A 26,497-nucleotide genomic window follows, 5' to 3' on the forward strand; every position below is an offset into this window, starting at 1 on the left:
TCTCCTTATTCATCAGCCATAATTTTTTCGATTAAATCAGGATCAAACTTTTGCTTGCGCAGCATCTCAATTTCAAATCGATATGGTGGTTTTTTATTATTTTTATCTTCACCCACATAAGGTGTTTCGAGAATTTTCGGAACGGACATTAAATTCGGGTGATGCACGATGTAATTTAATGCATCAAAACCAATATGACCAAATCCAATATTCGCGTGACGATCTTTATGTGCCCCACAAACATTTTTACTATCATTAATGTGAAGTACTTTTAAACGGTCGATGCCGATAATTTTATCAAACTCATTTAAAACACCATCAAAGTCATTCACAATATCATAACCAGCATCGTGCGTATGGCACGTATCAAATGTTACTGACAAAAGCTCATTATGTGTCACCCCGTCAATAATTTGGGCAATTTCTTCAAAAGAACGTCCAATTTCCGTTCCTTTTCCAGCCATCGTTTCAAGTGCAATTTGCACATCAACACTTGGATCAAGCGCTTCGTTTAAGCCTTTGATGATTTGCTTAATCCCAACTTCAGCGCCTTCCCCAACATGCGCGCCCGGATGTAGCACAATTTGCTTCGCCGAAAGTGCTGCGGTGCGTTCGATTTCCTGACGTAAGAAACTTACGCCAAGTTCGAATGTTTCTGGCTTAACTGCATTACCAATATTAATAATGTACGGCGCATGCACGACAATATCTTGCATCTCATTGTCAGCCATATGCTCAAGTCCTGCTTCAATATTTAATTCCTCAATCGGTTTGCGCCGCGTGTTTTGCGGAGCACCCGTATAAATCATAAACGTATTGGCACCGTAAGAAGCCGCTTCCTCGCTTGCACCTAGCAACATTTTTTTGCCGCTCATCGAAACGTGCGAACCAATTCTTAAATTGCTCATTTTTTCCCTCGATTCTTTTTACGATTTTCACGGCGTTTAATTTCCGCCATTTTGTAGTTGATTTTCTTTTTATAACCAGGTTTTCGCTTCTGTTTCGCTTTTTTACGCATGCCGATTTCACGCGGATCAGCTGCCTCACGCTTTGCCTCACGTTTCGCGCGTTTATTGCGGTCTTGAACCTCAACAAATTCGCCCTTTTTAAGCTCTACATGTTTAAAGCTAATTCCCAGTTTCTCCAATTGATTTAAACGATCCTCATCGGCTGGTTCAAAAATGGTAAGGGCAATACCAGAGTGCCCCGCCCGGCCCGTCCGACCTGTACGGTGAATATAAAAATCATTATCGTCTGGAAGTTCATAATTAATAACGTGGCTAATGCCTTGAATATCAATCCCTCTTGCCGCAAGATCTGTCGCAACAATGTATTGATAATCCATATTTTCAATGGCCTTCATCGTCCGTTTACGTTCGCGCGGATTCACATCGCCATGAATTTTAGCCACTTTTAAACCGCGACTAACAAGCCCCGCATGAACTTCATCTGCCGTTTGCTTTGTATTCGTAAATACAATGGCTAAAAATGGCTGGAAAGTCACCAAGCAATCTTTTAATAAGTCGAGTTTATTTTTACTTTTGGCCGCAATTAATTCATGCGTCACTGATTTTGATGCCACTACATTTGGCGTAATGTGCTCATAACGCGGATTTTCCATATACTTTTTCAAAAATGGTTTTAATTTTTGCGGAATAGTCGCCGAAAATACAAGCATTTGAAGTTCAGGCGGCATTTTCCCAGCAATTTGGTCCACATCATTTAAAAAGCCCATGTCAAGCGTCATGTCAGCTTCATCGATGACGAGCACATTTGCCGTGTAAACTTGTAGCGCGTTTTCCCGAATCATATCATTAATACGGCCAGGTGTCCCCACAATAATTTGCGGCTGTTTCTTAAGCTTTTCTATCGCGCGTTTTTTATCCGTACCTCCGATAATTAATTGCGCGCTAATGTCGTTCTCGCTGTATTTCGTAATTTTTTTTACTTCGTTATAAATTTGTGTAGCTAGTTCGCGACTTGGCGCCGTGATAACAGCTTGCAAAACATCTTTATGCGGATTAATTTTTTCAATAATCGGCAGTAAAAAAGTATGCGTTTTTCCCGTTCCAGTTTGCGACTGACCGATAATGCTTTCTCCGCGCATGACGCCCGGTATTAACTTTTGTTGCACCTCTGTTGGTTCATAAAAACCTAATTTTTCAATCGCAACATTGATAAAAGGCTGAAAACCAAATTGTTCAAACCTTGTCTTTTTCATAGTCATCATTTCACTCCGTTTCAGTTCCTTGTGCCATTATACCATCTACAGCGCATGACTGCGACAAAAAAATATAGAAAAACGCGTTCTAGCAAAAAAAAAGATTCTTCGTTATAATAGATGTAGAATTTGCTTTTTTAGTTTAGGAGGATTCAATGGAAATTATCAAAATTAGCCCACGCGGTTATTGTTACGGTGTTGTCGATGCAATGGTCATTGCTAAAAACGCTTCGCTTGATCCAAATTTGCCACGTCCTATTCATATTTTAGGTATGATTGTTCATAATAAACATGTCACCGATGCATTTGAAGAAATTGGAATCTACACGGTTGACGGAGAAAATCGGGAAGCTATTCTCGAAAAAATTGATACAGGAACTGTTATTTTCACGGCACACGGTACTTCCCCTCGCGTAAAAAAAATCGCACAAGAAAAGGGACTTGTAACGATTGATGCCACTTGTCCTGACGTTATGCGCACATATGACCTCATTTTAGAGAAAAAAAGAGAAGGCTATCACGTCATTTATATCGGTAAAAAAGGCCACCCAGAGCCAGAAGGCGCCTACGGGACTGCCCCTGACATCGTTCACCTTGTTGAAACAGCGGCCGATATTGATGCTTTAAACCTTTCTTCTGAAAAAATATTCGTAACGAATCAGACGACAATGAGCCAGTGGGACGTCCTCGATTTGATGGACTACATTCAAACCTTGTACCCACAAGCAGAAAATCATAAAGAAATTTGTATGGCGACACAAACACGCCAAGAAGCCGTTGCAGAACAAGCTGTCGGCGCTGACGTCACAATTGTTGTAGGCGACCCGCGGAGCAATAACACGAATCGTCTCGCCCAAGTTTCGATTGAAAAAGCTTTAGTCCCCGCATATCGAGTGGCCGATGTGAGCGAAATTAATTTAGATTGGATTAAGGACGCCAAAAAAGTAGCGGTAACAGCCGGTGCCAGCACGCCAACACATATTATCCGGGAAGTGCTCGTCTTTTTAGACCAGTACGAACCAGATGACCCCACAACTTGGGAACGCCACCACCAAATAAGCGCCGAAGCCATTCTACCGCGTGCCAAAAAGAAAAACATGGAAGAAAAACGCCGCGCCCGATTAGAACATTTAAAAAACGGCGGTCGATAAAAAATAAGCATAAACCCAGTAAAAACCATTTCTGAAATGGAATCACTACTGGATTTATGCTTTTTGTTTTGTTTTAATATATGCTCTAATTGTGCTTTAACTTTTTATTTGGCTAAACATACAGTTCATAGGACATAGATTAAAACTCCATTCAAGATGATGTAGCCTATTCAGGTCTAACAACATTTACATTTCACAATACATAGATTAAGACCACATGGGCAATCTATTTATCTTTAGCCCAGCCACATTTACATTTCACAATACATAGATTAAAACTTCGCCTTCAGAACCACGTAAATAACCTTTAATCAAATTTACATTTCACAATACATAGATTAAAACTGGAAGCATTAGGATAGATGTCACAAAATTCATCAAATTTACATTTCACAATACATAGATTAAAACAGGTACCCTCGTGACTCTTACTCCCATCATAGCTCAAAAGTGATTTTCTGTCGACCCCCGGATTTTTGGAGAAAAATGGAGTAGAAAAAGAAAGTCATTGTCTCTCTTTCCGCCATCTTTCCTTCTCCCGCAATGAATTCCGGATTTCTGTCGATATCCCAGCATTTTCACATTACTAGACATCGACAGATTGAATTAAAAATTTACTCTAATGACATTGAAAGAGCGTTGCTTTCCCACTGCCTGAGTTGCCGCTTAAAAAAATTAATTTCGTTTTCATAAGAACGTGAACGGATCAGTATCGACTTCTGAAATGATAAAATCAGCCTCATACTTTAGATTTTCCGCCCTTTTTTCAAATTCCGTTTTTAAATAACGTTTCATCACTTTTTCAATATTATGTCCCGCATCAATCGTAGGTAAATCAATCGCAAGTAAGTCGTGCCCTGTATGATAATAAATATCTCCCGTCACGAAAACATCGGCGCCGCTTCGCTTGACGTCGTGAATAAATTTATTTCCGTCGCCACCAATTACAGCCACTTTTTTAACAAGCTTACTAGGATCACCGATGAAACGAACATGGTCAATCGCAAGTGCACCTTTTAAATCTTCGATGAATGCTTCGATGCTTTTTTCTTTTTTTAGCGTACCAATTCGGCCGAGTCCTTTTGTTTCCTGCAAGTTTTGCAGGTGAACTAAATCAATCGCTGGCTCCTCGTAGGGGTGAGAAGTGCGTACTGCTTTTACGACCTTGTCAGCTGCGCTAGAAGGGACTACGGCTTCTAGTTTGACCTCAGAGACGGCTGTTAACTCCCCTTTTTCACCAATCGTAGGGTTCGCTTTTTCACTTGGTTTAAACTCTCCCGTTCCGAGTGTGCGGAAGCTGCATTCCTCGTATTCTGCACCAATCTTGCCGGCCCCGTTATGCATGAGCGCTAACCGCACATGTTCAGCGCTGTCTTCGGGCACATAAACGGCAATCTTCATATAGTTTTCGCTGTGTGTAGGCACAATGATTTCCGTATTTTCGAGTGCTAAAAGTTCCGCCAAAATATCGTTAACCCCACCGTCCGCGATATCCAAATTGGTGTGCGCCGCATATACGATAATGTCATGCTTAATCAGCTTTCGAATCATGCGCCCCTCAGCAGTTGCCATATCAATTTTTTTGAGCGGTCGGAATAAAAACGGGTGATGTGCGATAATCATATCCACATTTTTGCTGACCGCTTCCTCCACAACGCTCTCTAAAACGTCTAAAGTAAACATGACCTTGCGTACTTTTTTGGATAAATCACCTAATTGAAGTCCGATGGGATCATTATCCATAGCAAGCTTTTTAGGTGCAATTTCTTCCAGCATGGCGACATATTCATAGCCATTTGCTACTTTCATTTGAGCACTTCCTCCACTAATTGTATTTTTTTTGTAAGTTCTTTCATTTTATCCGCATTTTGTTCACTTTCCTGCCCATTTTGAAGCCCTGCAACAATCCGTTGCCAATTCGCTAGCTCATGTTGCCATTTTGCGACAAAAACATCATTTTTTTCCGTTAAGAGAAACGGACCAAGCAGACGCTCCTTATCCGTATAGCGCGCTGCCCTTTCTGTTTTCTCTAAAACAAGAATTTCATACGTTTTATTATCTTCGCGTAAAATCGCTTCCGAAATAAGCTTAAAGTAATTGTTTTCCGCCCATTCGCGAATTTGCCAAGCGCCAATGTTAGGCTGCAAAATGAGTCGCTTAACGGAGGTCAATTTTTGTGGTTCCGCTTCTAAAATCGTCCGAATTAATGTGCCACCCATGCCAGCAATGACGACCGTATCAATGGCATCCGCCGTCGTTATGACTGCCAAGCCATCACCAAAACGCACGTCAATTTTTCCTGACAGTTCCGCTTTTATGACTTGTTCTTGCGCCGATTCAAACGGGCCTTTGGCGACTTCACCTGCCACTGCAAAGCTTGCCATTTCATTTAAAATCGCGTAACAAGGCAAATAAGCATGGTCGCTACCGATATCTGCAATTCGGCTGCCTTTAGGTATGTAATTTGCCACACAAGTGAGGCGGTTAGATAGTTTTTGCTCGTTCATTATGACACTCCCTATAAAAAGGAGGCCGGAACTAGGCCATAAAAAAGCCCAGTCCAAACCTCTTATTTTTATTCCAAAAAGTCTTTCAACTGTTTGCTTCTACTTGGATGGCGAAGCTTCCGAAGTGCTTTCGCTTCGATTTGACGAATGCGCTCACGCGTTACGCCAAATACGCGGCCCACTTCTTCTAGCGTGCGCGTGCGACCGTCATCTAGGCCAAAGCGCAAGCGAAGTACGTTTTCCTCGCGGTCCGTAAGCGTATCAAGTACATCTTCTAGTTGTTCTTTTAAAAGCTCATATGCCGCATGATCAGACGGTGATGTCGCTTCTTGGTCTTCAATAAAATCACCTAAGTGAGAATCGTCCTCTTCACCAATTGGCGTTTCAAGTGATACTGGCTCTTGCGCGATTTTAAGGATTTCACGAACTTTTTCAGTCGGTAAATCCATTTCTTCTCCGATTTCTTCTGGTGACGGATCGCGTCCTAAATCTTGAAGTAAGGAACGTTGCACACGAATTAATTTATTGATGGTTTCAACCATATGCACCGGAATCCGGATTGTACGTGCTTGGTCAGCGATAGCACGGGTGATAGCTTGTCTAATCCACCACGTAGCATACGTACTAAACTTAAATCCTTTGTTGAAATCAAATTTTTCAACAGCTTTCATTAAGCCCATGTTTCCTTCTTGAATCAAATCGAGGAAAAGCATACCGCGACCAACGTAACGTTTCGCAATACTTACAACCAGTCGTAAGTTCGCCTCAGCTAAGCGACCTTTCGCTTCAATATCGCCTGCTTCGATGCGCTTTGCGAGCGCGATTTCTTCATCCGCTGACAAAAGGTCAACTCGACCGATTTCTTTTAAATACATACGGACAGGGTCATTAATTTTAACACCAGGAGGAACGCTCATATCTGTGAGGTCAAATTCTTCAGTTTCTTCTTTTACAAGCTCAGTTTCATCTGGATCTGCATCGTCATCATCATCTACGACTTCAATCCCCGCTTCCCCGAGCTGTTCCAAGTATTCGTCCATTTGCTCTGAATCTAGTGTAAAGGGAGCTAATCTAGCAGCTACTCGACTATAGGTTAAAATCCCTGTCTTTTTACCTTCTTCAACTAGGCCTTCTTTCGCTTGTTCAATCGTTTCTTGTTTTAATTCTTGTGCTTTTTCACTCATACTGCCTGTTTCCTCCTCCCAAAATACCGCGTTACGACCAACTATTAGTCATTACCATCATTTCGCGGTTTTAAAACGTTTCATCACTTGCAGAATCATAATCCTTGTTGGCAAGACTTTTTCGAAGCAAAATCACTTCGCTAGATGCCTTTATGGCGCCTTCATGGTCTTGCATGCGCATTTTCTCAGATACTTCCTGTTCTTTTTGTTTAATCTTTATTTCAAGACGATATCTTTTCATGCTTAAAATATAGTCTGAATAAGCTTCTATTGTTTGTTCTTCGGGCGACTCCACCATTTCGAGACTGGACACAACGTTTTTTAAGCGCATATCCGTCACGTAATCCATAAACCTTGAGGCACTTGCTTCATTTCCGTCTAAATAGTAGGCAATCAAATGCGTATACAGCGCCTGAAAATCATCATTATAAAAAACAAGTCCTTCTAGAAGCTGATGGATTTGGCTAAAGGCATCTTGGTTTTCAATCATTGCCTTAAGCAAATGTTGTTCCGCCACATAATGCGCCTCACGTTTTTGCTGTTCTCTTGGTCCCGCATGTACAAAACTCATATCATCATCAGGCGGCGGGGCCAAATTGGCAAAATCATCAAACTGCGTTTCGCGTGGTTTCTTTCGAGCCAATTCCTGCATCGCACGTTGAAGTTGCTCTTTTAAAGTTGGGATTGTAATGTCAAATTCATCGGAAAGCTGCTTTAAATAAAATTCGCGTTCGACAGCTTGGTCAATTTTGCCGATTTCAAGAAGTGCTTCATCGATGTACGCTAGGCGTTCCGTATCATTGGCCATGTTACGATTGCGGCTCAAGTAATACAATTTAAACGCCGTCCAGGTTTGCCGCTCATGCAAATAAAGCGTGTTAAATTTTTCTGCCCCGTACGTTCGAATGTATTCATCTGGGTCTTTTCCGCTCGGCAGACTAAGGACGAAAATTTCCATTCTGCCTTGTGCAAGCAGATTCCCCGCCTTAAAAGCCGCCTCAATTCCCGCGCGGTCTCCGTCATAACAAATAACAGCACGATTCGCCACGCGTTTAATCAGCCCAATATGCTCTTCCGTCAAACTGGTCCCCATCGAAGCCACACCGTTTAAAAGCCCCGCTTCGCTCACCGAAATCACGTCCATAAACCCTTCCAAAAGGATTACTTCCTCGTGTTTTCGAATCGCCTGACGACCTTCTGAAAAATGATACAAGAGCTTTCTTTTGTTAAAAATGGGCGTTTCCGGGCTATTTAAATATTTTGGACCGTCTTCCTGATTATATAACCTGCCAGAAAAGCCAACTAGCTGCCCTCTGTCATCCGTAATTGGAAACATAATTCGATTGCGAAAGCGGTCCACAATTTTGCCGTCAGCGCGCTCAGAAAGCAGACCAGCCGCTACCGCCAAATGCAAATCCATCTCGCGCTTTTCAAAAAAAGACGTCAGCGTCGCATGTTGATTCGGCGCAAAACCAATTTGAAAAGTCTGAATGAGTTCCTCGCTCATGCCGCGTTCCTTCAAATAATTTAAAGCCTCTAAACCTTCTTCGGTTTCCAAAAGCAAATAATGATAAAGCTTAGCCGCAAGCTGATGCATATCTATCATTTTATGTGTTTCGCTTGTTTCCTTAGGTGCCGACAAAGTTTCATCGCTTGTAAGTTTGGGGAGATCCACATCAATATGGCCTAGTTCCGCCACTTTATGAACGGCTTCCGTGAAAGTTAAGTGATCATGTTCCATTAAAAAGGAAAATACATTGCCGCCTTTTCCGCAACCAAAGCAGTGAAAAATTTGCTTTTCAGGTGAAACGGAAAAAGATGGCGTTTTTTCCCCGTGAAAAGGACATAAACCAATATAATTTCGTCCTTGTTTTTTAAGCTGTACGTAGTTACCAATAATATCGACAATATCCGTCTGATTCCGAATGCGGTCAATCGTTTCTTCAGGAATCCTTTTCATTTTTTATCGTCAACTCCACTTTATTTTCTAAAAAATCACGAACATTTTGGTAAAAACGAATATGATCTTGGTCCGTCATCGCTTTTGGTCCTTTGCTATACTTCCCAAGTTTGCGCTCTTTGCGTCTGTCGTTACGCTGTTCGAGCATCATCGTCATTCTTTCTTCCAAGTAAATTTCACCTCGATTTGAAAAAACAATACATTTTGTGAGCAACATGCTTGCGAGCCCAATATCCTGCGTGACGATAATATCTCCTTTTTGAGCTAAATTGACAATCCGGATATCTGCAGATTCCTTTTCTGTATCTACATAAATCCAAGTTTCATCGGTTTCTGTGCTTCTATAATGGTTATAAGAAGCGACATAAATAACTTCAAGCTGAAAATCTTTAGCGAGCTGATTAATTTCTGCCTTTACGGGGCATGCATCTGCATCCACAATTATTTTTGGCAAATCATTCCCTCCTTTTCAGCTGATGACAAACGAAAAAACGAGCTGATAACCCGTTTTTATGCATGACAATTTTACATGTAGCAAAATTGCATTATACGCGATTAAAATCTTATTTTCAAGCTTAAAAATCGCGTATAATATGTATATTCGACATAAAAGTTAAAATTCCTTCTTATAAATCAAATTTTTCTTCATCAAGTTGACCAATGTGACTTAAAATTTCATTTGCAGTCTCCTCAACGGCTTTATTTGTCACATCGAGTACGAAACAACCCAATTTATCCGTCAACTTTTTGAAAAATTTGAGCTCCTCGTCAATCCGGTCGCCACTGGAATACATTCCTTTTCCGCTTAACCCCATGGAAATTAATCGTTCAGAACGAATTTGATTTAATTTTTTCTTGTTAATTTTAAGCCCGATAATTTTTTTCGGGTCAATTTCAAACAGTTCTTCTGGAATGCTTGCTTCTGGCACAATTGGAATATTGGTAATTTTTAACCCTTTTAAAGCTAAATATTGGGATAAAGGCGTTTTAGATGTTCGCGAAATCCCGATTAGAACGTAATCCGCCTGCAAGATGCCTCGCGGGTTTCTCCCGTCATCGTTTTCTACCGCAAATTCAATCGCAGCTACTTTGTTGAAATAAGCTTCATCTAACGAGCGGACGCGACCTGGCTCAGATAGCGGCTTAATTTTATACGTTTTTTCAAGTTGTGCTAGAAGTGGACCGAAAATATCAATAATCGGTACCCCGTAAGCTTCTGCGGTTTCATTTAACCGAGTGCGTACTTCTTCTAAAACGACTGTATGCACAATGATGCCATTGTTAACAGCTACTAAATCAATAATTTCTTCAATCATTTCAATCGAGTCAACATGATGAAAGCGGTGAATGAATTTTGGGGTTTGTCCAAACTGAGCAAGAGCAGCTCGTGTTACAAGTTCAGCAGTTTCACCAGTTGAATCGGAAACGACATAAACGGCTGGTTGGGTCATTAAACTCGTCTCCTTTAAAAAGCAGGAACTCCCATTTCTAGAAAAATTCCTGCTTCATTTTATATATTTATTTTACCTGAATTTCATCCATTTGTGCAAATTCGCGGATAAAGGTTGAAAGCTCAACAAGGAGCGCTAGACGATTTGCTTTTAAGGCCTCATTTTCACTCATGACTAACGTATTCTCAAAATAAGCATCGATAATCGGGCGAATTTTAGCAAAGCGTTTCAGTCGCTCAACAATGGTCATGTTTGGATAATCATGTTTTAACTCTTGCACGATCTCAAAGAGTTCTTTTTCATACTCGTTTTCAAACAAGTTTGGATTAACGGGTTCATGGTCATCATATTTTTTCGCAATATTTGTCACACGTGTTAAAGCCTCAACAGTAGGTCGGAACCAGTCATCTTGCGCCGATTCATTTAATACTTTTGCGCTGTTGATTACTTCTGGGATGCGATTTGGCTCACCGCCGACAACCGCTTCAATAATATCTTGACGCACGTCATGGCCGCGTAAAATGGCACGTAGGCGGTTTTTCATGAAGTTTTGCGCCACTTGATAAACTTCTTCTCCCGGTAAATCTGAGAAGCCTTCTTTGCGCTCAATGCCTACAATTTCAGCAAGTACTTCTGCAAATGGCAAATTCCACTCGTTCGCTTGAATAATTCGCATGACACCAAACGCGCTACGGCGAAGACTAAATGGATCAGCTGAACCAGTTGGAATAATATTAATACAGAAGAAGCTAACGAGCGTTTCTAATTTATCGGCCACAGCAATTAGTCCACCTAAATCTGATTGTGGCAGTTCTCCTTCAGACGAAATTGGCATGTAGTGTTCACGAATTGCTATAGCCACAGCATCATTTTCGCCTTGAAGCTTGGCGTATTTTTCTCCCATAATGCCTTGTAATTCAGGGAACTCACCGACGATATTCGTGACTAAATCAAATTTGTAAATATCCGTCACGCGGTAAATATCTTTTTTCTCTTCTTCCGCCCAGTCCAAGTAATCAGCAAGCAGTAATGCTACTTTCTGAACACGCTTCATTTTTTCAGTCAATGAGCCTAGACGTTCATGAAACACAATATTTTTGAGCTTATGAACAGCCTCGTCAATCGTCATTTTTAAATCTTCTTGATAGAAGAAATCCGCATCTGACAACCGAGCGCGCAGTACTTTTTCGTTTCCTTTTTGCACGGTTTCCAAGTTTTCATGGTTTCCGTTACGAACCGTCACAAAATGCGGCAACAAGCTGTTATCCTCGCTAAATACTGGGAAATAACGTTGATGCTCTTTCATTGTTGTAATTAAAACTTCTTCTGGCAGCGCCAAATATTCATTTTCAAAATTACCAAATAAAACGGTCGGATATTCGACAAGATTGTTGACTTCTTCTAGTAAATCCGCATCGGCCGGAATTTTCCAGTTCTGAATAGTTTCGATTTCCGCAATTTGTTCGCGAATCGCATCTTTCCTTGCTTCCGCATCAACTACAACAAATTGTTCAAGGAGTACTTTTTCATAATCAGACGGCGTTTTCACAACCGCAGACTTGCCGAGGAAGCGATGCCCCCGCGTTTCATTTCCCGTTTTCACACCTGCCACTTCAAACGGGATAATTTCCGTATCGAATAACGCGATAAGCCATTTAATCGGCCGAATGTAGCGCAAATCGCAGTCTGCCCAGTGCATGCTAACCGGGAAAGTCATGTCTGTTACGATTTTTTGGAATTCAGAGAGTAAATCAAGCGTTTTAAGGCCTTTTACTTCTTTTTTGATATAGATATACTCGACGCCTTTTATTTCCCGAAAAGTAAAGTCATCTGGCGTAACGCCTTGACTTCTAGCGAATCCTTGTGCGGCTTTGGACCAGTCACCGTTTTCATCAAAAGCGATTTTTTTAGCTGGTCCTTTTGCTTCTTCGATTTGGTCTTCTTGCTTCGTGGCAACGTTTTTCGCCAAAATTGTGAGGCGTCTTGGCGAAGAATACGTTTGAATCGCTTCAACAGCAATTTTTTTCTCTTTAAACCAGTCTGCAGCGCGTTCTTTTAGCTGCTCTACAGAAGCCGTAATATATTTAGCGGGCATTTCTTCAAGCCCGATTTCAAGTAAAAAGTCTTTATTCATGGTTTTGTTCCTCCTTTATTAAAGGGAAGCCAAGTTTTTCGCGTTCCTCGTAAAAGGTGCGTGCAATTCGTCGTGCGAGATTTCGAATTCGGCCAATGTACTGCGCGCGCTCTGTTACAGATACGACACCTCTTGCATCGAGCAAGTTAAAGGTGTGCGAGCATTTTAGCACGTAGTCATATGCCGGGAAAACAAGCCCTTCGCCCATTTGGTTGCCTGCTTCGCGTTCATATGTGTCAAACAGCGATAATAGCATTTCAGTATTGGACGTTTCAAACGCATATTTGGAATTTTCATATTCAGCTTGATAGAAAATATCGCGATAGGTGATGCCTTCTGTCCATTCCAAATCAAAAACATTTTCCTCATCTTGAATGTAGCTTGCTAAGCGCTCCAAGCCGTACGTAATTTCCGATGTGACCGGCGAACATTCCAACCCACCTACTTGTTGAAAATAAGTGAATTGTGTGATTTCCATCCCGTCAAGCCATACTTCCCAGCCTAGACCAGCACAGCCTAGTGAAGGATTCTCCCAATTGTCCTCAACGAAGCGAATATCATGTTCTAACGGATTAATGCCTAGCTTTTCAAGCGAGCCAAGATAAAGCTCTTGAATATTGTCTGGTGACGGCTTCATCACAACTTGGAACTGGTGGTGTTGGAACAAGCGGTTAGGATTTTCTCCGTAACGACCGTCAGCTGGACGGCGCGATGGTTCCACGTAACCCGCTTTCCACGGTTCTGGTCCGATTGCTTTTAAGAACGTATACGGACTCATCGTTCCGGCTCCTTTTTCAACATCATAGGATTGTAACATGATACAACCTTGTTCTGACCAATAATCTTGCAATGTGCGAATCATTTTTTGTAAATTCATTTTTAGCACCTCCAAAGTTTTACGGCCATATAAAAACTCTCGTCTCTATATGCCATGACAACATATAGGGACGAGAGTTATCTCGCGGTTCCACCCTACTTGGAATTGTTAAATTCCCACCTTGATTTCGTCTGTACTCCGAAACGCCTTTTCAAAACAAGATTTCACTTGGCTCTCACCTACCCAAGTTCGCTAAATAAAGAGCTTGTTTCTACTTTTTTTCATCAACGTACCTATTTAAATCTTATTTACAAGATACTTCATTTTTCTAGCTTTGTCAATCGCTATCTTCCTTCTTTAACATGTGATCCCACCTCGACATATCACGCAAAAAACGCTTGCTTTTCAAAAACAGCCCCGTTTTTTCCTCGTAATACGTATCAATAGTTTTTTCAAGCAAGGCCTTCGTTTCTGGCTTCACATTAATTTCGCCAAGGCGATCAAGCTTGAAAATATAAAATAGACGCAAAAGTTTCACAACATTTTCAGGTAAATGCAACCGATAATGGTCTTTTTCAAAACAGCGGTGGCAAACTAGACCGTCTGCGTGCGTTGAAAAATCGAAATGTCCGGAAGTAGCCCCACAAATCGCACATTTATCCATAACGGGGTAAAGTCCTAAAACATTCAACATTTTCATTTCAAAAATCTGCACTAAAATTTGCGCATCATAGCCTTCATCAATGTCGTTTAGAATCTCTGAAACAAGTTCGTATATATAAGCGTTTGGTTTCCGCTCTTCTACTGCTTTATCGAGTAGTTCACAAACATAAGCGGCGTACGCGGTTAAAAAAATATCTGTTTGGATATCTGAAAAGTTATGAATCAAATCACCTTGCTGGAGTGTCACGAGCCCTCTATTTCCGAAAAAAGTAAAGCTTCCTTGTGTAAACGGTTGTGTCACGGCGGCAAGACGACTTTGTCCTTTTTTAGCCCCACGCGCAACCATTCCGATTTTCCCGAATTCACGCGTATAAACGACAACGATTTTATCAGACTCCCGGTAATTGCTAGCACGCAAAACAATGCCTTCACATTTTTCCAAAAAGAACACCTCCCCAAGCTTTTATTATACACGGAAAAGGCTTATTCTAAAAGCTTCAGTAGCTAAGATATAAACCCTAGTGAGCTATTTTTAAAGTAAAATGCTGAACGAGTGTTCGCTAGTCCAAAACAAAAAATTTTCACAGCCAGAAAAGTTAACTAGTTGAGTATATCAAAATAATAATTATCATAATCAACCTTACACTAATTCTAGATAATACTCATTATTCACTTCCATTTTTTTGAAAAAGTCCTGTAAATTTTGTGCTATGCACGTATCATCATAAAAAATTTTATTCATAGCTTCTCCTTTAAAACCAATTGATAGAAATGCTGACTCGTTAATTTGAAAAAAAATCAACTTATTTTCTTCAAACAATGAATATACCTCTATATCAGGTAGCCAAGCAAAGTAATCTTTTCTCAGACGAAAGTCCTTTACTGAAACTGGATCCATTAACCGATTATCATTATTTTGATCTCCTTCAAAAACAAACCCATAACCAAGCTCTGTGTAAAATTGAATTAAATCAGAAGGAAAAGTAAAGCCTAATTGATTCTCTACCTCAACAATTTCATTTTTTGATACATTATAAAAATCATTTTCCGGATTATTTTTCATAAATTTATACATTAAACTCACTCCCTCTTAAATATATCTTTTGATGGTGCATTACTTCCATGGATACCGCCTTGATGTTCATCAAAGGCTTTTGCTGGATGTATGTTCCACCACTTATTATCTCCCCCAAAACCATTTTCAATAATATGATGAGCGTCGTACTTATACCCAACCTTTTTTATCAAATTCCCATTCGCTGAATAAACTGGTTCATCATAAGTAGGCCACTTCTGTCCTGTATTTAATTCCCATTCTTCTATAATATCATTTTTTACTCTGTTAAATTCTTTTCTGTGAGTGGCCGTCTCAGCTTTACTTAAAGCTGTATATTCCTTAACCCGCAGAGCCTCTTTCAATAAATCCACTTGATTCTTAGGGATACCTCGCCCGGTCCGCGTTTCAATATCTCGAATATAATCTCGAACTAGTTGACTTTGAAGTACACTTGTGGGTTTATTAACCGAATATGTACTGCCTTCCATTGTTTTCTGCATATTTTTTAATTTTGTCAGTTCAGCAGAATTAATTTTAACACCTTTACTACCTGTTTTGCCAACCCAAAGTAGTGAGGCAAGCCCAATTGAGCTTCCAATCGTAATCGACATTTTTTGCACGTTATCTAAGTTGTTGCCACTACCATCTTGGAGCTGATCTGCCCAAGCTGCCCAAATAGTATCTGCCATTATTTTGGTCATTTCTTCGGATTCTTCTTGCTCCATTTCATCAGGACTTTTAAGTTTGCCGTTTATAATTAAGCCGTTGTAGATAGAGGAAATTTCTAGCCGTTCTTTATAAGACAAACCCTTTTTTGAAAGCATCCAGAAGCCATTATTATCTTTATGTTTTTCAAACGAGTCCCAATCATAATCGGTTTTCATTTTGTTATCTTTTTCTTTTAAATGACTGAGCCAAGTGACTTTTGAATTGACTTCGTAAGAATGACTTTTCCCTTTGAAAAAGCGACCACTTTGTACATCTTCTAAACCTTGTTTAACGTAATATAAATCAGTTAAAACTTCATTTAATGTATCTTGATGACGCGTATAAACGACAACGATTTTATCAGACTCCTAGTAATTGCTAGCGAGCAAAACTATACCTTCACATTTTTCCACTCGAACATCCCCTAAACTTTTATTATACATGGAAAAGGCATATTCTAAATGCTTCTTATTATCTTGAGTTCAAACAAAAAACACACCATCGATTAAGGGAATGGTATGTTTTTTTAAACAAGACTTTTAGCGACAATAACCAAAAAAATTTTTTGCCTAGTAAAAAGACACTAGCTAATTGGGTAAATCAATATAATAATTATCGTCTTCCATTATTTTTTCTAGGAACTCTTTTAATGAGTTAGCGATTTTAATATCATAATAAAAGATAGGATTTTCTTGCGTCTCATGAAGACCAATTGAAATTAGTGCTGATTCATTTGCTTCAAAAAAAATCAATTTACCATCTTCATATTCATCATATATCTCTATATCTGGATAGACCTCAAAGTCTCCTGCTCGCTTACGAAAATCTTGAACAGATTCTGGATCCATTAATCTATTGATATTATACTCACTACTAGAAAAAAATCCATAACCAACTTCATTATAAAATTGTTTGAGTTCTGTCGGAAATCCCATTTTTAAGTCTGCTTCAACCTTTCCGACCTCTTGTCCATCTAAAGTATAAAACGTGTTTCCTTTTTTACGTACAAATTCAAAAGACATCTATTTTCCTCCTTTGTCTCCCCGCCAGTTGGCGAGGTGTTCAGGATATCACCTATTATCATACATGTGTGAAAATTATAGCATGAAGCCTATGTGGAGTCTATGGATTCTGGCAAACATTCTTATTGACTATAAATCTATTAACAATTTAAATATATTACAACAAAATTAGCCTAGTTTGTTTTGGCAGGTTTTTTGGTATATTTATAGTTCTCTAAATTGTGCGGAGATGGTACAATGTTAGTAGTATAAAAAAAGGAGACGCGCATATGATTTATTCGATTGTCATTGGATTTGTTTGCTTGATTTCGTTTGCCGCCACCATTACGGGTGTCGCACTCTTACTTTTAAAGAAAAAGAAGCTTATGGGGATTTTATTTACGAGCATTGGCGGTGCTATTTTTCTAATTAGCTGCCTGATTGGACTTAGCGCGTTTATTTATTATGTGAGCGAGCAGAATACGTCTAATGATACAGAAATCTCAAGTGATTATAATGAAGGTTATACAGATGATTATAGTGATGAAGATTATATGGAGCTCTCTTTTGGTGATGAGGGGAAATCTAGTGAGGATGCGACGGTGCTTGTTAAGCAGCCTACGACGTATGAAGTTGATGAGCGTGGAATTGATAAATACTATAAAGTTGATGTCAAAATGCGCAACGATGGTAAAGAACCGATTTATGTGTCCGCTAAAGATTTTTATTTGTTCCAATATGATGCGGCTGACTACGCAGAAATAGAAAAAAAAGATTACTTTCATGAAAAGATTGAGCCTGGGAAGACAGTGAGTTTTTCGATTTATTACGAGTATTTAGGTGATGATGGTTTTCTTGAAATGGAGTACGATAATTTAATTTGGAACTAAAAGAGTTTGGTTTCTTGTATAGATTATAGAGCTTAGTGCATTTGAATTTTTACAACAAGGAGAGAGAAAACATGTTAGCCATGACAATAGGCATAAGTGTGACTATAGTAGTATTTTTTACATTTTTCGTAATAGTGGCGATTGCAATCAAAAACAGTTTTAAACGCCAAAAACAAGAGACAACGACAGATTCAGTAATGATTAATTTAACAGAGCCACAGAAAATGGAAGTATTGGATTTGATTTATCGGCAAAACAAAATTTTAGCGGTAAAGATGATTATGGATTGGCAACCTGGGGTGTCAATAGCGACTGCAAAAAAATATGTGGATAATTTAAGTATGTCGGATCTTTCTAAAGTGCCCCTCCCCCATGCTTTTGAAGAGTCAACAATAAAAAAATAGCTTTGTCTAAAGAACAGGAAACTGAAATTTCATATTTAATTTTTAGAAAAAGTACAATAAAAGCAGTTCAAAAAGTTTGTGAGTACCAACCACATGTCTCTTTAGAAGAAGCGAAAGAGTACATAAATGAATTGATACTCTCTGACAATGTGCATAACTGAATTCTCCAAGATTAATAATCGTAAAGACTTTTTAAATCTAATAACTGAAAAAACACAAAAGTGAATGGTGCTTCTCCTAAAAGTTTAGGAAGCCATACGCTTTTGTGTTTTTATTTACGATTTTCTATTAATATTCATCTTGATTAAAACCATAATCCTGTAAATAATGCTCTTTGTCACGCCAATTTTTTTGGACTTTTACCCAAACTTCTAAAAATACTTTGGAACCCATTAAAAGTTCGATTTCTTTTCTTGCGCGCATGCCGATTTGTTTGAGCATTTGGCCTTGTTTGCCGATAATAATGCCTTTTTGCGTGCTGCGTTCGACAATAATTGTGGCCATGATTGTAAGCTTCTCCGTTTTCGGATTTTTTTCGATGCCTTCGATTACGACCGCCACCGAATGCGGCACTTCTTCACGTGTTAATTGAAGCACTTGCTCACGGATAAGTTCTGAGATGATGAAACGCTCTGGGTGGTCAGTGATTTGGTCTTTTGGATAGTACATCGGACCTTCATCTAAGTAATTTTTCGTTTCAGCTAGTAGATTTGGCACTTGGTCTCCTTCTAAAGCTGAAATCGGAATAATTTCCGCAAAATCGAGTAGCTCCTTATATTTTTCGATGAGCTCCACTAATTTTTCTTTGGAAATTAAATCGATTTTATTGATAAGCAGGAAAACAGGTGTTTCCACATTTTTTAATTTCTCAATGATAAATTCGTCGCCGCGGCCAAAGCCAGCTTCCGCATCGATAACAAAATAAATTAAATCGACTTCGCGAAATGTATTTAAGGCCACTTTGACCATGAAATCACCAAGTTTATGTTTGGGTTTGTGAATACCAGGCGTGTCGATAAACACTACTTGCGCATCGTCTTCCGTATAAACCCCTTGCACTTTGTTTCGGGTCGTTTGCGCTTTATCACTCATGATCGCAATTTTTTGACCTATTATTTGGTTTAAAAGCGTGGACTTTCCTACATTCGGGCGCCCAACAATCGCAACAAAACCAGACTTAAACGTATCGTTCATTATCCATATCTCCACTCGTAAAGGCGCCAGGAAGCAACTTTTCAACGGTTACTTCAACTGCATCGCCCTTTAAATTTGTTAGTACAACCGGCATGTCCTTGTCGCAAAACTCACTTATAACTTGGCGACATGCCCCGCAAGGTGAAACTGGTCCGTCTGTATCCGCCACAACAACCAGTTTTTTAAAATTCGTCTTCCCTTCTGACACAGCCTTAAAAATCGCGGTTCGCTCCGCACAATTGGTTAGCCCAAATGAGGCATTTTCAATATTGCAACCTAATACGACTTCATCATCTGCTGTAACAAGCGCAGCGCCCACTGGAAACTTGGAATACGGGACGTAAGCAAAATCACGCGCACGTTTTGCAAGTTCAACAAAATTACTTTCTTTCATACTTTAAACTCCTATCTCTTTAAAAAATAGCTAACACGTATGGTATAAAAATGATAAGTCCGATGATAAAAGACATGCTTGCGGCAATTAAAACGGCGCCAGCTGCAACATCTTTTGCTTTTTTTGCTTCGGGTGAAAAATCAGTTGTAATCGCATCGACTGCCCGTTCAATCGCGGTGTTTACCATTTCAAGAAGAATGACGACGAAAATGCAGACAAGGAGAATAAGCCACTCGGTTTTAGTCACTGAAAATGCGAAGGCGGCAATCAAGACGACAAGTGCGACTAAGAGGTGAATTCGCATATTCCTCTCTTCGGCTGCTGCCGTTTTTACTCCCGTAAAAGCATGTTTAAAAGACTCAAATAAATTGCGATTCCGCTGATATTTTCTATCTTTGTAACCCATAAGCATCCAACATTTCTTTTTGAAGTCCGAACATTTCCTTTTCGTCCTCTGGCTCGATATGGTCGTATCCGAGCAGGTGGAGCAGTCCATGTACGGCTAAAAATCCAAGTTCACGGTCGAAAGTATGTCCGTATTCGTCAGCTTGTTCTTTTGCGCGTTCAATCGAGATGATGATGTCACCAATGTTCCGTGGTAGCTCTTCTTCTGACATGATTTCCATTTCATCTTCGCCGAGTTCTTCGAGCGCAAAGGAAATCACATCGGTCGGTTGATCTTTTCCGCGATATTCACGGTTTATCTCTTGAATGCGGGGATTATCGGTTAAAGTGACTGACATTTCAATCATGCCTTCTAGTTTTAAATAATCCACAGAAAAATTTAAAATATCGCGAATAAAAGCTTGTTCTTTTTCTGAAACTTGCTCTGTTTCATCGAATAAGTCTAGTTCCAAATCACTCATTCTTTTTCCCCTTTCGAATCATCTGGATATTGAATCCGTTGATGATAAATCCCGTTTAGCGTCCGTTTTAAGGTGTCACGAATCGTTTCAATTTCATGCAACGTAATATCGCATTCTGTAAATTGACCGTCTAAAATGCGTTCGCGAATAATGCCATCAATAATGGTACTTATTTTTTCTTTCGTTGGCACATCGCAGGAACGAACAGCGGCTTCCACACTGTCTGCAATATTAATAATCGCAATTTCCTTCGTCTGTGGCTTCGGTCCGCTGTAACGGAATTCGCTTTCGCTTACGTCAGGATGGTTTTCTTTTTCTTTTACATAAAAATATTTCAAAATTGTCGTGCCGTGATGCATCAGTGCAATGTCAATAATTGGCTGTGGCATATGGTTTTCCTTTAAAATTTCTGCCCCGTCCGTTGTGTGCGCTAAAATGATATCGCGACTTTGCTTCGGTGTCAACCTATCATGCGGATTAATGCCCTGCAATTGGTTTTCCACAAAATACGGCGGGCGCAAAGTTTTACCAATATCATGATAGAAACAGCCGACTCGCACTAATAAACTATTCGCGCCAATTTCATCAGCACATGTTTCGGCTAGATTGGCGACCATCATACTATGATGATACGTTCCAGGCGCCTTCATCAAAATTTTCTTTAGCAGTGGGTGATTCGGATTCGCGAGTTCAATGAGGCGGCTCGTTGTTAAAATACCAAACAGCGTTTCAAATAAAGGAATGAGCGCCAAGCCTAACATAAATGAACCTATTCCACCTAAAAACGCGTAAAAGATGACTTGGACGGCGTTTAAACTAAGAAGAGTGGAATTATTAATCCCGAGAAGCAAAAGCGCATAGACGACGTTCAGCGCGCCTACAATCATGCCTGTTTGGAAAATTGCGATGCGGCGGCTGTAATCTTTGAGTGCGACAACGCTTGTTAGCCCGCTTAAAAGAATGAAAGCGACCATCAGCACATTCATAATGCTCGTCGTGTCTGATTCAAACACGAACAAGCTCGTGATGGCAACGACAATAACGCCAAAGAAAGCAAATCGTTCGTTTAAAAGAATTTTTAGCACCATTGGCATAAACGCGGCTGGAAAAACAAAGGCAATATTCATGATATTCGCACCTTCAAGCCAGCGTATCACAAGCAAGAACACAAGCGTTGTCACATAGACACTTGTAAAAATCAAGATAGTTTGACGGCGTTTTTTAGGTGGATATTTTCTTTTCTTCGTATAAAAATAAAGTAAAAGAAAGAGTGCTAATACTAAAAATGCATATCCTGTATATTGTTTGATTGGCATTTTCTGATCAATTAAATTGAGTAACTCCAGTTGTCGGTATGTTTCTCTATCAATAATTTGCCCTTCTTGAACAATGACTTGACCTTGTAATATCTTTTCAGGGACGACATTGTCTGCGGCTTCTTTTTTACGCGCTTTTGTTTGTTCTTTATCCACCGTTTCATTTGGAATGATGGCATTTGAAACGAGCGATTTCGCGCTTGTTTTATAATTGGACGGCATAGCGGACAATTCGATTGCATCACGCGCTTGAATTTTCTTTGTATTTAAATTGCTTTCGCGAATGCGGTCGTCCATGGCACGCTTCACTTCTGAAATAACTTCGTCCTCTGTTGCTTTTAAATCGGCTTGCGTGGCGTTCAAAAGATTAATAAACGTTGCGTCCGACACATTTTCTGTTATATTTTCAGCATGATCCCCAACGAGTTTTTCCTTAAAAGATTTAAGTTTATTAGCGTCTGTTACGGGCTTTGGCACCGGCTTATTGTTCGACTCAGCTTCCGCTTTCGCCTCTTTCTCGGCATCGGCAGTTTCCGTTCTTACTTCGTTTATATAATCAAAAATCGATTCCGTGAAGGCAACTTGATTCGCCGCTGTTTCACGATTGTAAACATAAACATCTTCCACTTCGTCGCTTGCTTTCCGTTTCTCCTCTTCTGTTTTTTTCGTATCCACAACGGTTTGAGGGGAACGAATGGTTTTCTCAGAAACCGAAAACAGCTTCGCTTGATAGGACTCTGGCTTCGTAACTTGAATAAGTAAGAAATAGGATGCGAAAAAAAGAACTGCGATAAATAATGGGATGAAAAGCTTTTCTTTGTGTTTGCTATAGACATCTTGCCATTTTTGCTTCACCTAATCACAGCCTTTCTTGGCTAAATTCGCTCATACGCTTTAATGATTTCTGCCACAAGCGGATGTCTGACCACATCGTGATGCTCAAAATAAACAAAACCGATATTTTTTACATCGCTTAAAACTTGTTCAGCATTGACTAGGCCACTCACCGCGCCTTTCGGTAAATCAATTTGTGTCATGTCACCATTCACAATCATTTTCGAGTCGTAACCAAGTCGCGTTAAGAACATTTTCATTTGTGCAATCGTCGTGTTTTGTGCCTCATCAAGAATGACAAACGCATTATCTAGCGTCCGGCCACGCATATAAGCGAGCGGCGCAATTTCGATGACGCCACGGTCCATCAGACGCGTTGTGTGTTCGACGCCAAAAATATCGTATAGTGCATCATAAACAGGGCGCAAATATGGATCGACTTTTTCTTTTAAGTCACCCGGCAAAAACCCCAGACTCTCACCTGCTTCAACCGCTGGGCGGGTTAAGATAATTTTACTTACCTTTCCTTTTTTCCAAGCATCAACGGCCATAACAACAGCAAGATACGTTTTTCCTGTTCCTGCTGGACCGACGCCAAAAACAATGTCATATTTCCGAACCATTTGCATATATTTTCGCTGCCCAAAGGTTTTGGGACGAATTGGTTTCCCTTGTGCGTTTTTCGTGATTTCATCATCAAATAATGTTGGGAAATACTCAAGTGTTCCGCCTTTTTCCATTTTTATTGCTTGAGCCACATCGCGTCCGTCTATATGCACGCCTTTTTTAAGCACATCAATCAAAGCTGCAATCACATGCTTTGTTTGCAAAACGGCTTCCTCGGTCCCCGTGATGGAAACATCTCCCCCACGCGTTACAATTTTAACTTGTAAGGAATCTTCTAAAATATCGATGTTTGCGTCATTATTGCCGAATAAATCGCGTCCATCGGTCATTTCATTTAATTCAATGATTTCATTGTAGGACTCATTTTGCATGCTTTAACCCCTTATCGTTTAAACTAAATTTCACTTCTATTATACACGAAAATGCCGCATAATAAAAACTCAGACCAATGCGCCATCATTTAAACATGCACATAGTTTCAGCATCAAAAAAAAGGCTAGTCATTAGGCTAGCCTTTTTAGCATTTTATGAAAGATATTTTTTAACAAAGTTATTCACTGCATTTCCATCAGCTTTGCCTTTTACTTTCGGCATGATTTTCCCCATCACTTTACCAAAATCAGCTTTTGACGAGGCGCCAACTTCTGCAATCGTTACTTTTACAATTTCTTCAAGCTCTTCATCTGACAATTGTTTCGGAGAATAGTGCTCCACGATAACAATTTCAGCGCGAACTTTTTCAGCTAAATCTTCCCGCCCAGCTTTTTCAAACTCAGACAAAGAATCTCGACGCTGTTTCATTTCACGAGCGAGAACAGTGATTTCATCATCTCCTGAAAGAGTGCCACCTTGATTAATCGCTTCATTTTGTAAAGCAGCTTTTAACATGCGGATAACAGAAAGTTTTTCTTTTTCTTTGTTACGCATCGCTTGCTTCATATCTTCATTCAATTTGTCAAGCAGTGTCAACGATATCATCGCCTTTAATTTTAGAATTTACGTTTTCTTGCTGCCTCTGATTTTTTCTTACGTTTTACGCTTGGTTTTTCATAAAATTCGCGCTTTCTAGATTCCTGCAAAGTTCCACTTTTAGAAACAGTACGTTTAAAGCGACGAAGAGCATCTTCAAGCGATTCGTTTTTACGAACTACTGTTTTTGACATCTCTCTTTCCCTCCCTCCGACACTTACATGGACTAGTGAAAGTCCTTATAAGGCTTCAGAATGCTAGCGAACTGTTAGCAAAACTCTGAAAGCATAACAGGATAAGCATTCACTCATTTAAAATTATATATGAAACCTGTTTTTGCGTCAACATGAAATCGTTAACTTTATTAAAAAATTAGCCCAATGACTACTTAACGAAGCTCAAAATGATACGAGGCCGCAGCCAAAACATAGAACGGCGCTGTTTCAGTTCGTAAAATTCGCGGGCCTAGACCAGCTAATGATGCGTCTTCTTCTACGAGCCGAGCTACTTCATTTTCACTCATGCCGCCTTCTGGACCAAAAATAACTAACAGCCTCTCACCAGGTTGCATTTTTTCAAAAGTCGCCACGAGCGTCTTCGTTTCATGTTCACGCGCACTTTCTTCATACGCACAAAGCACATAATCATAATCTGCAAAAGTCGCCATTAATGCCGTTAAATTTTCACAAAAAGAAACGCTTGGAATATGTGTCCTGTGCGATTGCTCCGCTGCTTCTTTGGCAATCTTTTCTAAGCGTTCGAGCTTTTTACGCATCTTTTTCGCTTCCCACTTCGTAATCGAACGCTCCGCAGCAAACGGAATAAATGCATGCGCACCTAATTCCGTCGCTTTTTGCACAATCAGTTCCAGCTTATCTCCTTTTGGCAAACCACTCGCAATCGAAATTTGCGCAGGTAACTCAGGACTTTGCTCAAGCTTTTTTAGTACGCGAAGCTCGGCTGAATCTGCCACTAAATTCGTAAGCTCCGCAACAAAAGCTGTTTCACTGCAATCTACCACGTAAATTTGGTCCCCCGTTTTCATGCGCATAACACGCGACATATGATGAAAATCATCGCCAGAAATCGAAAAAGGTTTTGTCATATCTACTTTTTGGCTTGTAAAATAACGTTGCATCTTATGCTTCGCCTCGTTTCGCAATAATCGCGACCCAGTCCCCTTGCGTTTCCGTTTGAACAATCGTCATTCCAGCATTCACAATCGCTTCACGAACAACTTCCGCTTTTTCCGCAATAATCCCCGAAGCAATAAATGTGCCGCCTGGTTTTAATGTTTGATACACATCTTCTGGGAAAAGCAAGATAACTTCGGCTAAAATATTAGCCACAATGAGGTCGACCCGCTCGTTCAAACCTTCGAGCAAGTTGTTTTGTTTGAGTGTCACAATAGCGTCCACTTGATTCTGATTAATATTCTCCTGTGCCGCTCGCACAGCGACCTCATCTAAATCCATCGCCAGCACTTCCTTCGCGCCTAGTTTCGCGCATAAAATCGAAAGCACACCAGATCCCGTTCCGACATCAATCACCGTGTCATCTTCCTGCAAATATGTTTCAAGTGCCCGCATACAAAGCTGTGTCGTCGGATGCGTCCCCGTTCCAAAAGCCATGCCCGGATCAAGTTCAATGACAATCTCGTCTTGACTGCCCACATAGTTTTCCCACGTTGGTGAAACTGTCACCTTTTCCGTAATTTGAACAGGGTGATAATATTTTTTCCAAGCCGTCGCCCAGTCATCGTCGTCCACATCATTGACGTGAAAGCTAAGCTCGCCTAGTGGAATATCGAATTGTTTTAAATCGCGAATGGCTTGCTCCATGTCAGGTAACTGGGCAATAAATTCATCCGTTTTTAAAAAATATGCCTTAATCACTACACCGTCATCGGGATAATCAGCCGCACTCAACGCGTAAATTTCGCCAAATTTATCCTCACGCTCCCGGTGAAAATCACTGGCATCTGTAATCGAAACACCGCTCGCCCCGTATTCCGTCAACTGATTGGCGACCGCCTCTACCGCTTCATTTAATGTATGGATTTCAACCTCAGACCACTCCACTTTTTTCACTCCTCCTATGTAAAAAACCGCATGTTGAAAAACCTACTTTTAGTCAACATACGGTTCTC

The 26,497-nt window shown here is 40.2% G+C and carries 27 protein-coding genes and 1 CRISPR repeat array; of the genes, 3 read left to right on the top strand and 24 right to left on the bottom strand.

Annotated elements, in window-relative coordinates:
* Positions 1-5 precede the first annotated feature (5 nt).
* Together CFS60_RS02260 and CFS60_RS02265 are read right to left on the bottom strand one after the other, a co-directional pair.
* The gene (locus tag CFS60_RS02260) at positions 6-908 is read right to left on the bottom strand and encodes a deoxyribonuclease IV (RefSeq protein ID WP_088808986.1); all 903 of its coding nucleotides are present in this window, start codon (positions 906-908) and stop codon (positions 6-8) included.
* A complete protein-coding gene (locus CFS60_RS02265) occupies positions 905-2,221 on the bottom strand; it encodes a DEAD/DEAH box helicase (RefSeq protein WP_369821509.1) in 1,317 nt (438 codons plus the stop codon). Before CFS60_RS02265 ends, CFS60_RS02260 begins: the two co-directional genes overlap by 4 nt.
* Positions 2,222-2,376: 155 nt before the next feature.
* Between CFS60_RS02265 and CFS60_RS02270 the strand changes: the two genes are divergently transcribed.
* A complete protein-coding gene (locus tag CFS60_RS02270) occupies positions 2,377-3,372 on the top strand; it encodes a 4-hydroxy-3-methylbut-2-enyl diphosphate reductase (RefSeq protein WP_088838771.1) in 996 nt (331 codons plus the stop codon).
* A 116-nt stretch (positions 3,373-3,488) separates the two neighbouring features.
* A CRISPR array of direct repeats spans positions 3,489-3,783; the repeat unit is 30 nt; unit sequence ATTTACATTTCACAATACATAGATTAAAAC.
* 276 nt (positions 3,784-4,059) lie between these two features.
* Here CFS60_RS02270 and CFS60_RS02275 read toward each other — a convergent pair.
* The 12 genes from CFS60_RS02275 to CFS60_RS02330 all read right to left on the bottom strand — a co-directional run bounded on the left by CFS60_RS02275 (position 4,060) and on the right by CFS60_RS02330 (position 16,875).
* Positions 4,060-5,181 (bottom strand): Nif3-like dinuclear metal center hexameric protein, encoded by a 1,122-nt coding sequence (locus tag CFS60_RS02275; RefSeq protein WP_088815274.1) that lies wholly within the window; start codon positions 5,179-5,181, stop codon positions 4,060-4,062.
* A complete protein-coding gene (locus CFS60_RS02280) occupies positions 5,178-5,879 on the bottom strand; it encodes a tRNA (adenine(22)-N(1))-methyltransferase TrmK (protein ID WP_088838772.1) in 702 nt (233 codons plus the stop codon). Before CFS60_RS02280 ends, CFS60_RS02275 begins: the two co-directional genes overlap by 4 nt.
* Before the next feature lie 68 nt (positions 5,880-5,947).
* Positions 5,948-7,063, bottom strand: a complete 1,116-nt coding sequence (gene rpoD / locus CFS60_RS02285; protein ID WP_088808991.1) for an RNA polymerase sigma factor RpoD — start codon at positions 7,061-7,063, stop codon at positions 5,948-5,950.
* A 70-nt stretch (positions 7,064-7,133) separates the two neighbouring features.
* Complete coding sequence (dnaG, locus tag CFS60_RS02290; RefSeq protein WP_088838773.1) at positions 7,134-9,023, bottom strand: DNA primase; 1,890 nt, start codon at positions 9,021-9,023, stop codon at positions 7,134-7,136.
* Positions 9,007-9,477 carry a DUF188 domain-containing protein gene (locus CFS60_RS02295; protein WP_088808993.1) on the bottom strand — a complete coding sequence of 157 codons (471 nt, stop codon included), beginning with the start codon at positions 9,475-9,477 and terminating at the stop codon, positions 9,007-9,009. Before CFS60_RS02295 ends, dnaG begins: the two co-directional genes overlap by 17 nt.
* A 172-nt stretch (positions 9,478-9,649) precedes the next feature.
* The gene (locus tag CFS60_RS02300) at positions 9,650-10,474 is read right to left on the bottom strand and encodes a pyruvate, water dikinase regulatory protein (protein ID WP_088815277.1); all 825 of its coding nucleotides are present in this window, start codon (positions 10,472-10,474) and stop codon (positions 9,650-9,652) included.
* Positions 10,475-10,541: 67 nt separating this feature from the next.
* Complete coding sequence (glyS, locus tag CFS60_RS02305) at positions 10,542-12,608, bottom strand: glycine--tRNA ligase subunit beta (RefSeq protein ID WP_088838774.1); 2,067 nt, start codon at positions 12,606-12,608, stop codon at positions 10,542-10,544.
* Positions 12,601-13,485, bottom strand: coding sequence for a glycine--tRNA ligase subunit alpha (gene glyQ / locus CFS60_RS02310; RefSeq protein ID WP_088808996.1), 885 nt, complete (start codon positions 13,483-13,485; stop codon positions 12,601-12,603). The genes glyS and glyQ overlap by 8 nt, the downstream gene beginning before the upstream one ends.
* A gap of 277 nt (positions 13,486-13,762) precedes the next feature.
* Complete coding sequence (recO, locus tag CFS60_RS02315) at positions 13,763-14,530, bottom strand: DNA repair protein RecO (RefSeq protein ID WP_088838775.1); 768 nt, start codon at positions 14,528-14,530, stop codon at positions 13,763-13,765.
* Between the two features lie 198 nt (positions 14,531-14,728).
* Positions 14,729-15,163 (bottom strand): SMI1/KNR4 family protein, encoded by a 435-nt coding sequence (locus CFS60_RS02320; protein ID WP_088808998.1) that lies wholly within the window; start codon positions 15,161-15,163, stop codon positions 14,729-14,731.
* Positions 15,164-15,168: 5 nt separating this feature from the next.
* A complete protein-coding gene (locus tag CFS60_RS02325) occupies positions 15,169-16,029 on the bottom strand; it encodes a hypothetical protein (protein ID WP_088838776.1) in 861 nt (286 codons plus the stop codon).
* Positions 16,030-16,440: 411 nt separating this feature from the next.
* Positions 16,441-16,875 (bottom strand): SMI1/KNR4 family protein, encoded by a 435-nt coding sequence (locus tag CFS60_RS02330; RefSeq protein WP_088838777.1) that lies wholly within the window; start codon positions 16,873-16,875, stop codon positions 16,441-16,443.
* Between the two features lie 269 nt (positions 16,876-17,144).
* On the opposite strand from CFS60_RS02330, the gene CFS60_RS02335 reads away from it, so the two are divergent.
* Positions 17,145-17,744: a DUF4352 domain-containing protein gene (locus CFS60_RS02335; RefSeq protein WP_088809002.1), complete on the top strand. Its 600-nt coding sequence runs from the start codon at positions 17,145-17,147 to the stop codon at positions 17,742-17,744.
* Between the two features lie 71 nt (positions 17,745-17,815).
* Complete coding sequence (locus CFS60_RS02340; RefSeq protein WP_088809003.1) at positions 17,816-18,148, top strand: hypothetical protein; 333 nt, start codon at positions 17,816-17,818, stop codon at positions 18,146-18,148.
* Positions 18,149-18,436: 288 nt separating this feature from the next.
* Here the strand turns inward: CFS60_RS02340 and era are convergent, their stop codons facing one another.
* The 10 genes from era to prmA form a co-directional block, all read right to left on the bottom strand.
* Positions 18,437-19,342, bottom strand: a complete 906-nt coding sequence (gene era, locus CFS60_RS02345; protein WP_088838778.1) for a GTPase Era — start codon at positions 19,340-19,342, stop codon at positions 18,437-18,439.
* Positions 19,326-19,736 carry a cytidine deaminase gene (locus tag CFS60_RS02350; protein WP_088809005.1) on the bottom strand — a complete coding sequence of 137 codons (411 nt, stop codon included), beginning with the start codon at positions 19,734-19,736 and terminating at the stop codon, positions 19,326-19,328. The genes era and CFS60_RS02350 overlap by 17 nt, the downstream gene beginning before the upstream one ends.
* Positions 19,737-19,755: 19 nt before the next feature.
* The gene (locus CFS60_RS02355; protein ID WP_088809006.1) at positions 19,756-20,148 is read right to left on the bottom strand and encodes a diacylglycerol kinase family protein; all 393 of its coding nucleotides are present in this window, start codon (positions 20,146-20,148) and stop codon (positions 19,756-19,758) included.
* The gene (gene ybeY, locus CFS60_RS02360) at positions 20,126-20,602 is read right to left on the bottom strand and encodes an rRNA maturation RNase YbeY (RefSeq protein ID WP_088809007.1); all 477 of its coding nucleotides are present in this window, start codon (positions 20,600-20,602) and stop codon (positions 20,126-20,128) included. Before ybeY ends, CFS60_RS02355 begins: the two co-directional genes overlap by 23 nt.
* Positions 20,599-22,773 carry an HD family phosphohydrolase gene (locus CFS60_RS02365; RefSeq protein ID WP_088815284.1) on the bottom strand — a complete coding sequence of 725 codons (2,175 nt, stop codon included), beginning with the start codon at positions 22,771-22,773 and terminating at the stop codon, positions 20,599-20,601. Before CFS60_RS02365 ends, ybeY begins: the two co-directional genes overlap by 4 nt.
* Positions 22,774-22,793: 20 nt before the next feature.
* Positions 22,794-23,750, bottom strand: a complete 957-nt coding sequence (locus tag CFS60_RS02370) for a PhoH family protein (protein WP_088815285.1) — start codon at positions 23,748-23,750, stop codon at positions 22,794-22,796.
* Between the two features lie 154 nt (positions 23,751-23,904).
* A complete protein-coding gene (locus CFS60_RS02375; RefSeq protein ID WP_088809010.1) occupies positions 23,905-24,348 on the bottom strand; it encodes a GatB/YqeY domain-containing protein in 444 nt (147 codons plus the stop codon).
* Positions 24,349-24,368: 20 nt separating this feature from the next.
* The gene (rpsU, locus tag CFS60_RS02380; protein ID WP_003719762.1) at positions 24,369-24,542 is read right to left on the bottom strand and encodes a 30S ribosomal protein S21; all 174 of its coding nucleotides are present in this window, start codon (positions 24,540-24,542) and stop codon (positions 24,369-24,371) included.
* A gap of 194 nt (positions 24,543-24,736) precedes the next feature.
* On the bottom strand, positions 24,737-25,486 hold the full coding sequence (locus CFS60_RS02385; protein WP_088809011.1) for a 16S rRNA (uracil(1498)-N(3))-methyltransferase: 750 nt from the start codon (positions 25,484-25,486) through the stop codon (positions 24,737-24,739).
* A 1-nt stretch (position 25,487) separates the two neighbouring features.
* Entirely contained in the window at positions 25,488-26,429 is a 942-nt protein-coding gene (prmA, locus tag CFS60_RS02390; RefSeq protein ID WP_088815286.1) for a 50S ribosomal protein L11 methyltransferase, read from the bottom strand.
* Positions 26,430-26,497: the final 68 nt, after the last annotated feature.

The organism is Listeria sp. ILCC792 (assembly GCF_900186135.1).
Classification (GTDB): Bacteria; Bacillota; Bacilli; order Lactobacillales; family Listeriaceae; genus Listeria; species Listeria goaensis.